Source organism: Streptomyces sp. NPDC005648 (assembly GCF_040605395.1).
Classification (GTDB): domain Bacteria; phylum Actinomycetota; class Actinomycetes; order Streptomycetales; family Streptomycetaceae; genus Streptomyces.
On sequence record NZ_JBEXCS010000003.1, the window covers coordinates 26736 to 39826 of the forward strand.

A 13091-nucleotide genomic window follows, 5' to 3' on the forward strand; every position below is an offset into this window, starting at 1 on the left:
GAGCGCGCGGTGCGTGTCGGCCCGGCCGTGCCCCGGGCCTCGACCGTCTGCCGCAGCAGCCCCCTCGCCCCCAGGGCGAAGCGGGAACGGCGGCCGCTCGCACGCCTCCCGGTCGGCGGCCGGCCGCCGTATACGCCGAGCGGCACGGTCTCGGAGTACACACCGAGCGGCACGGTCTCGGAGTACACGCCGAGCGGCACGGTCTCCGGCCGCTTCCCGCTGTCCCAGACCGTGCCGCTCCGCGATGTCGGCGCGTGCCGGCCCGCGCGGGCGCGTGCCGTTGCGCGGGGCCGGTCCGGTCGCCGTGATGTGCCGCCTTCTCAGTCCCCGTCCCAGTCCCCTGCTCAGTCCTCCGTGCCCGCCGCCAGCGCCGTCTGGATGAGTACGGGCTTGCGGCGGACGATGTGCAGGGCGCGGCCCGGGGGCAGCACCCGGGGTTTGACGTTGCCGAAGACATAGCCCTCGGACGGGGAGCAGGACATGAGCACGCCGGGGGTGTTGACCTCGTCGAGACGACGCAGCAGCTGGTCGTTGAGACCCCGGCCCGCGCCGGTCGCGGAGCGGGCGACGACGATGTGCAGGCCGAGCTCGTGGCCCAGCGCGAGGTGCTCGAACAGCGGCGCGAAGGGGTGGTCCATGACGGTGCCGCCGCCGACCATGTCGTAGTCGTCGACCAGGACGAACAGCCGGGGCCCCGACCACCAGTCGGCGAGCCGCATCCGCGCCGGGGTGATCTCCGGGCCCGGCAGCCGGGTGCGCAGCGCCTTCGCGGAGCCGCCGACCAACTGCTTCAGGGCGTCCAGCGCCACGGCGTGGCCCAGCCGGTACTCCTCCGGCACGGCGTCGACCAGCCCGCGCCGGTAGTCCGTGACGAGGATGCGGGCCTCGGCGGGGGAGTAGCGGGCGACGACCGCGTCCGCGACCAGCCGCAGCAGATTGGTCTTGCCGCTCTCGGTGTCGCCGACGGCGACCAGATGCGGTGTACGGGAGAAGTCGTGCCAGACGGTGCCGAGGGTCTCCTCGTCCTGCCCGAGGGCCAGTTTCAGGCCGTCCCCGAGCTCCGGCGCGGGCAGCTCGGCCGCGGGCAGCCGGTGGGGCAGCATCCGTACCTGCGGGGCCCTCGCGCCGTGCCAGGCGGTGGCGATCCGGTCGACCAGGTCGGCGACGCCCTCGCTGAGCGTCTCCGGGTCGGACGAGCCGTCGCCCCGGGGCAGCGCGGACAGGAAGTGCAGCTTTGCGTCCACGGTCAGACCCCGGCCCGGGACCTGGGGCACGGAGCCGGCCTTGCGGATGTCCACCACCGAGTCCATCGTGTCGCCGAGCCGCAGCTCCAGCCGGGTCGCGGACTGGTCCCGGACCGGGGCGGTCAGTTCCAGCCAGCGCGCGGTGGCGACGACGAGGTGGATGCCGTAGTTGAGTCCGCTGGTGGCGATCTGGTTGAACGTCGGGATGAACTGGTCGAAGTTCTGCCGGACCGCCGACCAGCCGTCGACCACCAGGAAGACGTCGCCGTGCGGTTCGTCGGGGAACTCCCCGGCCGCCCGGCGGCGCCGGTAGGTGGCCATCGAGTCGATGCCGTGGTCGAGGAAGAACTGCTCGCGCTGGGTGAGTACGGCGGTCACCTCGGCGACGGTGCGGCTGATCCGCTCGGTGTCGAGGCGCGCCGCGACCCCGCCGACGTGCGGCAGCCCGGTGAGCTGGGAGAGTGTGCCACCGCCGAAGTCGAGGCAGTAGAACTGCACTTCGCGCGGGGTGTGGGTGAGCGCGAGGGCCATGATGAGGCTGCGCAGCACCGTCGACTTGCCGCTCTGCGAACCGCCCGCGACGGCGACATGACCGCCGGCTCCGGCGAGGTCCACCACGAGGGGGTCGCGGCGCTGGTCGAACGGCTTGTCCACCAGTCCGACCGGAACCCGGAGCTTCCCGGCGCCCGTCCAGCGGGACGCGGCCAGCCCACGGTCCGGGTCCTCGGCGAGACCGCCGAGCAGGGTGTCGAGCGGGGAGGCGGTGTCCAGTGGCGGCAGCCACACGCGGTGCGCGGGCGGCCCGGAGTCGCGCAGCCGGTCCAGCGCCACCGTGAGCAGGCTCTCGGCGCTCTCCTCCGCCTCGGGCTCCGGGGCCGCGATCGCAGCCGGTGCCGGAGCGCGCGGCACGATGTACCCGGTCGACCAGGGCACCACCTGAGTGGCGACCCGGGCCTGCGCGACGGCACCGCCGCGCCTGCGGTAGGGGCCGGAGACGTAGGCGGCGCGGAACCGGGTGAGGGCCTCGATGCCGCTCTTGAGGTAGCCGCTGCCCGGTTGGGACGGCAGTTCGTACGCGTCGGGGACACCGAGGACACCCCGGGACTCCATCGCGGAGAAGGTGCGCAGACCGATCCGGTACGACAGATGTGACTCCAGCTGGTGCATACGGCCCTCGTCCAGGCGCTGCGAGGCCAGCAGCAGATGCACGCCCAGCGACCGGCCGAGGCGGCCGATCATCACGAACAGCTCCATGAACTCCCGGTGCGAGGCCAGGAGTTCGCTGAACTCGTCGACGACGACGAACAGGCTGGGCAGCGGGGCGAGATCGGCACCGCCGGCCCGCGCCTTCTCGTACTCCAGGGCCGAGGTGTAGTTGCCCGCCGACCGGAGCAGCTCCTGGCGGCGGATGAGTTCACCGTGCAGGGCGTCCTGCATGCGTTCCACCAGGGCGGCTTCGTCGGCCAGGTTGGTGATCACGGCGGAGGTGTGCGGGAGTTCGTCCAGGCCGAGGAAGGTGGCGCCGCCCTTGAAGTCCACCAGGACGAAGTTGAGTGTTTCGGACGAGTTCGTGAGCGCGAGACCGAGGACCAGGGTGCGCAGCAGCTCCGACTTGCCGGAACCGGTCGCGCCGATCAGCATGCCGTGCGGGCCCATGCCGCCCTGCGCGGACTCCTTGATGTCCAGCTCCACGGGCCGCCCGTCCGCGCCGACCGCGATCGGGACACGCAGCCGGGCGGAGCCGTTGTGCCGCCGCCAGATCGTGTCGGGGTCGAGGCGGTGCAGGTCGGCGATGCCGAGCAGGGTCGTCAACTCGGTGTCGCTGGACAGCGGTTCGACCGCGTCGGAGGACAGACTCATCCGGTACGGCGCGATCAGCCGGGCCAGCGACTCGGCGGCCACCGGACCCACCCGGTCGGGACGGCCGAGGACCGTGGTCTGCTCCTTGCGGCTGCGGTCGGTGCGCACCAGCGCGACGGCATCCGGGGCCACGTCGAGACGCAGTGTGGTGCGGCCGGGCCGCCAGGTGAGCGAGTCGGAGAGGTCGAGGACGATCGCGTTGCGGAAGCCTGGCCCGTCGAAACGGTGGCCGGACGGGATCGCCGCGCCGTCCACCACGACCACCACCAGCGGCTCGTCACGACCGGGCACGGCGTCCGGATCGAACGCGGGCCGCTCGGAGAACTCGCTGCCGAGCTGGTCCTCCAGATCGGTGAACGCCGAGGCCACCATGCGCAACGGCCCGGCGCCGTCGGTCTCCTGGGGGTGGTGATTGTGCGGCAGCCACTTCACCCACTCCCACTCCGCGCGCACCTCGTCGGCGGCGCAGACCGCGATCCACAGCTCCTCCGGCGGGTGGAACAGGGCCAGTTGGGCCAGCGCGGCGCGCAGCATCCCGCGGCTCGCGTCCCGGTCGCCGCGGACCAACACCCTTGACCAGGACCGCAGATACAGTGCGATGGGCTGGCCGGGAACGGTGCTGTAGGCCCGGATGAAACGCCGCAGCGCGTGCGCGCACAGCGGTTCCAGATCCTCAACCGGCTTGCTGGATATGGGAGTCAGCCGCATGGCGAGCTGCTGGTCGCCGACCGCTATCCGCACCTCGCCGAAGTCGTCGTCCTTGACCCGGCGTTCCCACAGTCGCGTGGTGCGGACCATGGTGCGCAGCACCCGCGGCTCGGGATGACGCCAGGCCAGCGCGAGCTGCTGCTCGACCACGGCCCGCTGCACGGTACGCCGACTCTGCGCCAAGTACCTCAGATAGTCGCGGCGTTCACCGCGCAGCCGCTGCTTGCGGTCGCCGGCCTTGCGCATCACCTGACCCACCATCATCGCGCCGGCGGCCATCACCATCATGCCGAGCGCGAGGTACATGAAGATGCCGCTGGACTGACCGCCCGACCGCATGAACATCATCATCATCGAGACCGACATCATCGCCATCGGCAGATACGTCCACACCGCGGACGTGTCCGGGACGGTCTCCATGAGAGTCGGCGGCTCCTGCAGAACCAACTCGCCGGCGGGCATGTCGGGTCCGCGACGGCGGGCCGGACGACGGAACAGGACCACGCTCAACGCTTGGGGCTCCTAACGGACTTCGCGCACCGCGGCGGTACGTGGGGGGCGTGCACCGGCACCGGCCTGGGCGTTCGCACGGTGGGTGGCACGGTCAACACCGTTGGTGGGGGCTCCCGTTGACGAGAGCCGCAGGGAGTGTCAGTAGTGTGCACCCCGTCAACTCCGTACGTCCATGTCACCCCCCTGCTTCACACGAGCCCCCGGCTCCCCCCACGCAGCACGCCGCGCCGCGTGCCCCCGCTTCCGATGCCCAGGAGACGTGAGCCCCGGTATGACCGACACTTCCGTGGCCGGACTGTGCCACCTGACCGTGCGGGCCCCCGGCCGCACCATCGACCTCGCCGTGCCGTCCGACGTCCCGGTCGCCGACCTGCTGCCCACGGTCCTGCGGTACGCGGGTGAGGAGACCGAGGAGAGCGGCCTCGAACACGACGGCTGGATCCTCCAGCGCCTCGGCGGACGTCCCCTGGACGAGGAGGCGACGCTGGCCGCGCTGGGACTGACCGACGGCGAGGCACTCCATCTGCGCCCGCGCACCGAGGCGTTGCCCGAGGTACGCCTCGACGACCTGGTGGACGGGATCGCGGCGGTCACCCGGGACCGGCTGCACGGCTGGAGCGCGGAGACGGCGCGGCGGCTGCTGCGCGGCCTGCTGGCGGTCACGGTGCTGGCCGGCCTCGCCCTGCTGGCCCTGCCGGACGCCCCGGCCGGGCTGCGCGCGGCCACCGCCTGCGGCACCGGACTGCTGCTGCTGGCCGGCGCGGCCTCGGCCAGCCGGGCCGTGGACGATCCGGCGACCGGAACGGTCCTCGGCCTGCTGGCGTCCCCGGCGCTGGCGCTCGCGGGGTGGCTGGTGCCGGGCGGTGAGCTGAGCGGTCCGCAGGCCCACCAGGTGCTGGGGGCACGGCTGTTGGGGGCGGCGGCGGCCTGGGCGGGCGGCGCGGTCCTGGCCCTCGCGGCCTCCGCGGCGCGTACACCCCTGTTCCTGGCGTCGGCGCTGGTGGCGTTCGCGACGGCGGTGGGTGGCGTGCTGATGACCGTGTTCGACGTGCGTGTGGCGGCGGCGGCCGGGGTGATCGCGGCGCTGACGGTGCTGCTCGGGGGGCTGGTGCCCTCGCTGTCGTTCAAGTTCGCCGGGATGCGGATGCCACCGCTGCCGACCACACCGGAGCAGTTGCAGGAGGGCATCGAGCCCTACCGGGGCCCCGACGTGACGGTGCGCACCGAGCTGGCCGGCGAGTGGATGACCGCGCTGTACGGCGCGACGGGCGTGCTCTCGTCGGCCTGCCTGGTCGCCCTGGCCCGCCGCCCGAGCCTCCCGGCGCTGCTGGTCGCGCTGGTCCTGTCGCTGCTGCTGCTCCTGCACGGCCGGGGCCTGGTCAACACGGCCCAGCGGTTGGTGCTCGTACTCCCGGGCGCGTGGGGGCTGTTGCTCCTCGCGTTCGGCTGGGGGCTGCGGCTGTCCGGCACCGAGCGGACGCTGCTGGTCGCCGGGCTGCTCGCGCTGGCGGCGGCGCTCACGATCGCGGTGTGGACCGTACCCGGCCGGCGCATGGTCCCGTACTGGGGGCGCGCGGCGGAGATCCTGCACTCCCTGCTGGCGATCGCCCTGTTCCCGCTGACGCTGTGGCTGCTGGGCGTGTTCGGCACCCTCCGCGGCATTTTCGGCTGACCGCCCGCGAGGGGCGACCCGACCAGAACCTGAACGACCGAGCAGGAGGAAAGCGTGCGGTCGAAGCGCGACCAGGTGCAAGCGCACACGTTCATGATGGGCCGACTGACCTCGGGCATGCTGCTGGCCGACCCGGACGCACCGGAGAGCCCGCTGGGCCGTACCAGCCGGGGCGCCCTGGTGGGTGTGATCGTCGGCGTGCTGTTCTGCGGTGGGGCGCTGGTGTTCGGGCTGCTCAAGCCGGGCGGCAACGACGCCTGGCGCAGCGGCGACACCCTGATCGTCAACAAGGACACCGGCGCCCGCTACCTGTACGCCGAAGGCAGGCTGCGCCCGGTGCGCAACTACGCCTCGGCCGTGCTGATCGGCGGCTCCGACCTGAAGACCACCTCGGTCGGCTCGGCGTCGCTCGCGGGCACCCCGGTCGGCCGGCCGGTCGGCATCACCGGCGCCCCCGACTCCGTACCGTCGTCGAGGGAGTTGGAGTCCTCGCCGTGGGAGGTGTGCTCCACGGGCTCCGGATCGCTGACCACCCTCGTGCCGGGCGCCCCGGTGGAGACGGCGCCGGTCGGCGCGAAGTCGGCGCTGGTGGTGAAGGGCCCGGACAAGCACACGTACCTGGTGTGGCAGGGCAGCCGGCTGGAACTGGACGAGCACTCGGGCGCGGCGGAGTCCCTCGGCTACGCGCCCGTGACCCCCCGCCCGGTCTCGGCGGCCTTCCTGGACGCCCTGGTGACCGGCCCCGACCTGGCCACCCCGAAGGTCGACGGCCGCGGCGCGGCAGGACCCGAACTCGGCGGCCGGGCCACCCGGCTCGGCCAGGTCTTCCGCGTGGTGGCGGGCTCCGGGAACCAGGAGTACCTCCTGCAGAAGGACGGCCTGCACCCGGTGACCGACACCCAGTCGGCGCTGCTCCTCGGCGATCCGGACACCCGCAAGGAGGCCTACGACGGAGGCGCGCCGAACGTCGTCACGATCGACGTCTCCGACCTGCGGGCCCACCAGGCACCGGGAACGGCCGGGACGGACCCCTCGGTCGCCGGGCTGCCGGACAGCCCGCCCAGCGCGCTGGCGCCGGCGGCGGGGGAGTCGGTGTGCGCCCAGATCGACCCGGCCGGCGGGCAGGTGCGGGTGACCTCGGTACGGGTCGCCGAGACCGCGCTCTCCCCGGCGGCCCAGGCCGACCCGACGTCGCTGACCGCGGCCTGCGTGCCGGTGGACCGGGTGGTGGCCAGGCCCGGACACGGCACGCTGGTACGGGCGTTGGGCGCGGCCGGTGCGACGGTGGGCGACACCACGTTCCTGGTGGGCGACGACGGGGTGAAGTACCGCATCCCGGACGCCGACTCGCTCGCCGCCCTCGGCTACGACGGCGCGACCCCGGTGCGGGTGCCGTCCACGCTGCTGTCGATGCTGCCGACCGGGCCGGAGTTGAGCGCCCGGGCCGCCGCCTCGGACTCGGGCGGGGCGGCACAGGTGCCGGGTGCGGCGGCGCAGTGCGGGACCGGCGGACCGGCGGCCCGACTGAGCTCCCACTCACTCCCCGCGGCGGGGAACTGACGAATTCTCGCCGATCGAGATCGTGTTCACGCCAAACCGGAACAGAGCCAGAACCGGAATCCGCGGAGTCGCGTGTTCCGGTCAAGTTGCCTAGCAGTAAAAGCATTTGACGGGAACCCGATGGCAACCTCAGATCTACCTCAGTTCGTTGCCGTCGCAACTTCCTTCAACCTAGGCTCAGTTGTACTCGTACTGTAGATCGACTGATGAAAGGTGGGACGATGGCTGGAGATGGCCAGCAGTCAAGCGAAGGCTCGACCCGGAACGGAATCCAGGCCCTGGAGAGCGCCTTCAGCGGCATCGTGAAGATCCGTCAGGACGTCGACAGCACCCGTTCCACCCTGGGCAGCGGCTACCAGGGCAGCGACGGCGGCCAGTACGGCCAGCTCCTCTCGCAGTGGGACGATCAGTGCAATGTCATCCTCAAGAACCTCGAGGACGTCATCGACCGACTGAACCAGAGCCTGGTGGAACACAACAAGACCCAGGGTTCCTCGAACGACTCCATCAACCAGGCGTACAACGCGGCCCAGTCGGCCTTCGACCAGCTCGCCGGCTGACCTCGCGTCCACGTCCGATCCCCCCATCGTGTAAGAGAGGCAAGCTGTGGCAGACAACCTGTCCGACGGTGTCATCTACGTCAGCTACAACCACATGTCGAACGCCGCGGACGACATGGTGATGCAGACCAAGGCGATCGCGCAGACGCTGTCCAACCTCGAAGCCGAACTCAGCGAGCTGTCCAAGACCTGGTACGGCAACGACGCCGACACCTACCGCCAGAAGCAGGCGGCCTGGGACAGCGCGGTACAGAACATGGAGACGCTGCTCACCTCGCACTCGCAGCTCCTCAACGAGATCTCCAACAGCTACAAGTACAGCGAGAACTCCCTCAGCCAGATGTGGTCCGAGGTCACCATCGGCCGCTGAGCCGCCCGGCTCCACCGCACCGGCCGGTCCGCCCGCGGTCGGTGCGGTCCAGGCTCCTTCCCGTTCCGTCGCCGTGCAGCACGACAGCGCCGGCGCGTTCCGCCCGCGGAGGCAACCATGGCTGATCTGACCCATCTCGACTCGACCGCGCTGAAGAACTTCAAGAACACCGACGTCGCCGACTTCATCAGCGATCTGCTGGCCATCCGCAAGGACACCCCGGCGGGCGTCCGGTCCCTGAAGAACCTGATCGCCGAGACCGGTGCCGGCTCGGCCCAGGGCCTCGCCAAGATCCTCCGCATAGGCCTGATGAACGGCGGTGACAGCTCGGACCCGGTCGGCGGCGGCACGCTCGTGGAGGCGCTCAAGACGCAGGCGACACAACTGGACAAGATCCTCACCGGCCAGAAGACGCTCTTCGACGACATCGACACGGCCCTGGACGAGACGATCACCACCCTGCTCAAGACCCAGGGCGACAGTCTCGACTCGATCGACGGCGAGAAGCTGCTGGACATCTTCGACACCGTCGACAGCGAGATGAGCGGCAGCGACTCGACGAACTCCTGAGGCCGGTGCGCTGCCCGCCGGCTCTCCGTGAGCCCCGGGCCCCGGGCCCCCACCCCCGTCCCCCCTCCTCCTCCGCAGCGGAGTCCGCCCCATGGCCGAAACCACAACCGGGACCGCCAACTACGACCCGGACGACTACTTCGCCCAGGCCGTCACCGACTTCACCGGCTACACACTCCCGGCCCGGTCCACGCTGTTCGACAAGCTGAGCAGCTCGTCCAACGACGACTTCGGCAACCTGAAGCTGTTCCGGATGGACATCCAGGGCATCAGCATGAGGTCGGTGACCGCGGCGGACTACTCGGCGATCGGCGGCTGGCAGGTCAACAAGGGCGAGGACTACGACCTGGCCTTCTACGACGCCGGCGGGGACGGCGCCCACGACAGCGTGAGCATGAAGAAGGCACGCATCGTGATGATCGGCGTCACCGTCGACGCGAACGGCCGCGCCACGCTCTGGAGCGGCGGCGAGGTCACCGGCGGCGGCGCGTTCGAGGGCTCGTACTCGCACGTCCAGTGGGACTCGGGGCCGATGGCGCAGTACATCTCGGGCAGCAAGCTGGTCCTCGACCACATCCTGGCGTCGCCGTACTCGACGCAGGGCTTCGAGTACAGCGGACTGTCGGTCATCGACGCCAACGCCGTCGACATGCTCTCCTTCGAGAACACCGGGCAGTCCTTCGACCGGGTGGTGCAGTTCTTCAAGGACCACTCGGACAAAGTGAACCAGTGGATGACCTCGCTCGGCGAGGACCAGGCGGCCTGGAAGGGCAAGGCGGCCAGCCTCTTCTGGCATCTGCTGCACGAGCTCAAGACCAACTACGACGGCTACGTCTCCCAGTTGGGCGGCAGCGACTACACGGCGACCAACACCACCCTCGGCGGCTACGTCCCGAAGTCGAAGCTGAGTGACGCGCTCGCCGCCGCGCAGACGGCGCTGAAGGACGCGATCACCGCCATCCAGACCGCGTGGACCGACTGGGCCTCGGACGGCCAGCACGACCCGCACTACCACGTCAAGAAGATCCTCGACGAGATCAGCCAGTGGGTCATCAACAACAACATCAACCACGTGCTGGAATCGACACAGTCCACCTACAGCGAGTACGGAGGCGGCGACTACACCTCCTACTCCACCGACGCCAACTTCAAGCAGTCCGTCCCCAACTACGGCGACCTCACGCAGCACACCACCTGGCAGAAGGTCGCCGACGCCGCCGTGAAGAGCTGGTCGGACCACGCGGACGCCAAGCTGAAGCAGCCGTCCATCGACGCGCTCAGCGCCGTGAAGAACGCCTGGGCGGACGTTGAGGACGCCTTCGCCAACGAGGTCACGAACAAGAACAAGGAGACGCTCTCCGAGGTCCTCCAGAAGGAGGAGAACGAGATCGCCGAGGAGGAGGCGAACAAGAACAACGAGAACCTCAACAACAGCCTGAACAACCTCGGCAACAACCTGAACGACCTCGGCAACAACTTCAACAACCTCAACAACGGGCTGAACGACAACCTCAACAACCTGGGGAACAACCTCAACAACCTCAACAACGGGCTGAACGACAACCTCAACAACCTCGGCGACGGCCTCAACAACCTCGGCTCGAACCTCAACACCAACCTGAACGACAGCCTCAACAACATCGGCGACGGCCTGAATTCGAGCCTCAACAACCTGAACAACGATCTCGGCAACAGCCTGAACAACGTCGGCAGCGGGCTCGACGACCTCAACACCAACAGCTTTCTGAACAACGACGGTCCGGGCGGCAACAACCCGACCGACCTCGCCAACGCCGCGCTGACCAGCCTCAACCCCTCGCTCCTGAACGGCGGCGACACCACCAAGAACGGCTCGACCACGCTCAACTCCCCGACCGGGGGCACCACCCAGCTCAACGGCGACGGCAGCCTCACCACCACGTTCCCGGACGGCTCCACCCAGACCATCGACCCGTCGACCGGCCTGGTCACCACCACCAACCCGGACGGCACCACCTCGGTCTCCCAGCTCAACCCGGGCACCACCATCACCAACCCGGACGGCTCGACCACCACCCTGAACAACGACGGCACCCTCACCACGAAGTTCCCGGACGGCACGAGCCAGACCCTCGACCCGACCACCGGCCAGGTCAGCACCCTCAACCCGGACGGCACCACCTCGCTGTCGCAGCTCAACCCGACCGCCGGCTCCTTCACCACCCCGGACGGCTCGACGGCCCAGCTCAACTCGGACGGCTCGCTGACCACCCACTTCCCGGACGGCTCCACCGAGACCCTCAACCCGGACACCGGTCAGGTCTCGGTCACCGACCCCTCGGGCCATGTCACCACCACACACCTCAACCCGGGTGACTCCTTCACCAACCCGGACGGCTCCACCACCACGCTCAACAACGACGGCACGCTCACCACGAAGTTCCCGGACGGCTCCGTCCAGACGCTGAACCCGGACACCGGCGCGCTCACCACCACCGACCCGTCGGGCCACACGACCACCACCGACATCGACGGCAGCGGCCTCCCCTCGTCCTCGATCGACACCAGCGGCCTGAACAACGGCAGCACCATCGACACGAGTGGCCTCGACACGAGCGGCCTGAACAACGGCAGCAGCCTCGACACCAGCGGCCTGAACACCACCGGCCTCAACAGCGGAGGACTCGGCGGCGGCAGCCTCAACACGTCCGGCGGCGGCCTGGATTCAGGCCTCGACAGCGGCTACGACGACTACGACAGCACTCCCTACACCGGCGGCCCGCTGCGCTCCGACGCCCTCGACACAAGCACCCTCGCCGCCGCCTCCACCGGCGAGCAGAGCGCGTCGGGCGGTACACCGCTCAACCCGATGGGGATGGGCGGCATGGGAGGAATGGGCGGCGGCATGGGAGGCGCGGGCGGCGGGCAGGGCGGCAACACCGAGCGCACCCGGGCCGTTCTCACTGACCCGGCAGGCGGCGCCACCCGGCGCGGCCGGACCAACCGGGCCTCCTCCGTGGACGAGGACGAGGACATCGTCTACACCCGGCCCACCACGTCCAGCGCCCCCTACCCGGTGGGCGGACCCGGCAGCAACGGCGCGGGCCAGAACGGCCGTTCCACCGAGAGCGGCGACCGTGCCCGCGACGCCTGGCTCACCGAGGACGAGGACGTCTGGGGCACCGACGAGGGCGGTTCACCGGCGGTGATCGGACGATGAGCGGCGAGTCGATCGAGCAGCGGCTGGCCAAGGCGATGGCCGAACTGGAGGCCACCGAGGCCGCGGTGGCCCGCGCTGAGGGCGAACTCGCCCACGCCGAGAGCACGGTGCGCTCCGCGGACCGCGCGGTCGAGGTGACCGTCAGCGCACAGGGCGACCTGCGCGCGCTGACCTTCCTGGACGACAAGTACCGCACGATGCCCGCCGGTCAGCTCGCCGCGAGCGTGCTGGAGGCGGTGCAGGAGGCCCGGGCCCGGATGGCCCGGCACGTCATGGCCACCTTCGAGCCCTTCACCAGGGCCAGCCCCGAGGCACCCGAGATCACCGGCTTCGACGTGGACTGGAACAAGATCTTCGGGCCCGGAGTGCTGGAGGGCCCCAAGAGCGGTCGACGGCGCGGAGCCGGCAGGCTCCGCGACGAGATCAGCGAAGACCCGGAGGACTGAGAAGACGATGTCGGAGAACGCCTACTCCGCCAGCCCGCCGGCGCTCATCGCCGGCACCCGGCAGATCGAGCAGATCAGCCGACTGGCCAATGAGATGATCGAAGAGTTCATCACCGATGTGTCGTCCACCTCCGGCTGGCCCGGACACGACGACAGCTACGCGAAGCAGATGCGGCCGCAGGAGAAGGAACAGCGGGAGGGCTCCATCAAGACCGGCTCGTCCCTCTCCGAGGCCATCGTCAGCATCGGCGACGGCACCCTGACCAACCTCAAGAGCGTGCTCGGCACCCAGAACGGCGTCCTGGACGCCATCCACGACTCCAGCGTCAACACGGGCGACACCAACAGTGGTTCGCACAACGGAAAGCACTGACGCGGCGGACCGCCCC

9 protein-coding genes are annotated in these 13091 nt (G+C 70.3%); 8 read left to right on the forward strand and 1 reads right to left on the reverse strand.

All coding sequences use genetic code 11. The features are described from left to right. Nucleotides 1-344 precede the first annotated feature (344 nt). A complete protein-coding gene (gene eccCa, locus ABZT17_RS02555; RefSeq protein ID WP_356343046.1) occupies nucleotides 345-4274 on the reverse strand; it encodes a type VII secretion protein EccCa in 3930 nt (1309 codons plus the stop codon). Between the two features lie 322 nt (nucleotides 4275-4596). Between eccCa and eccD the strand changes: the two genes are divergently transcribed. The 8 genes from eccD to ABZT17_RS02595 all read left to right on the forward strand — a co-directional run bounded on the left by eccD (nucleotide 4597) and on the right by ABZT17_RS02595 (nucleotide 13075). After that, on the forward strand, nucleotides 4597-5997 hold the full coding sequence (gene eccD, locus ABZT17_RS02560) for a type VII secretion integral membrane protein EccD (RefSeq protein ID WP_356342733.1): 1401 nt from the start codon (nucleotides 4597-4599) through the stop codon (nucleotides 5995-5997). A 54-nt stretch (nucleotides 5998-6051) separates the two neighbouring features. After that, entirely contained in the window at nucleotides 6052-7557 is a 1506-nt protein-coding gene (gene eccB, locus ABZT17_RS02565; protein WP_356342735.1) for a type VII secretion protein EccB, read from the forward strand. Nucleotides 7558-7778: 221 nt separating this feature from the next. Further along, on the forward strand, nucleotides 7779-8117 hold the full coding sequence (locus tag ABZT17_RS02570) for a hypothetical protein (protein ID WP_356342738.1): 339 nt from the start codon (nucleotides 7779-7781) through the stop codon (nucleotides 8115-8117). Between the two features lie 46 nt (nucleotides 8118-8163). Next, nucleotides 8164-8487: a WXG100 family type VII secretion target gene (locus ABZT17_RS02575; protein ID WP_356342741.1), complete on the forward strand. Its 324-nt coding sequence runs from the start codon at nucleotides 8164-8166 to the stop codon at nucleotides 8485-8487. Nucleotides 8488-8604: 117 nt separating this feature from the next. Continuing rightward, entirely contained in the window at nucleotides 8605-9057 is a 453-nt protein-coding gene (locus tag ABZT17_RS02580) for a type VII secretion system-associated protein (protein ID WP_356342743.1), read from the forward strand. Nucleotides 9058-9148: 91 nt separating this feature from the next. Then, nucleotides 9149-12256, forward strand: a complete 3108-nt coding sequence (locus ABZT17_RS02585) for an AAWKG family protein (protein ID WP_356342746.1) — start codon at nucleotides 9149-9151, stop codon at nucleotides 12254-12256. Continuing rightward, a complete protein-coding gene (locus ABZT17_RS02590; RefSeq protein WP_356342748.1) occupies nucleotides 12253-12702 on the forward strand; it encodes a YbaB/EbfC family nucleoid-associated protein in 450 nt (149 codons plus the stop codon). Before ABZT17_RS02585 ends, ABZT17_RS02590 begins: the two co-directional genes overlap by 4 nt. A 7-nt stretch (nucleotides 12703-12709) precedes the next feature. Next, a complete protein-coding gene (locus tag ABZT17_RS02595) occupies nucleotides 12710-13075 on the forward strand; it encodes a hypothetical protein (protein ID WP_356342750.1) in 366 nt (121 codons plus the stop codon). Nucleotides 13076-13091: the final 16 nt, after the last annotated feature.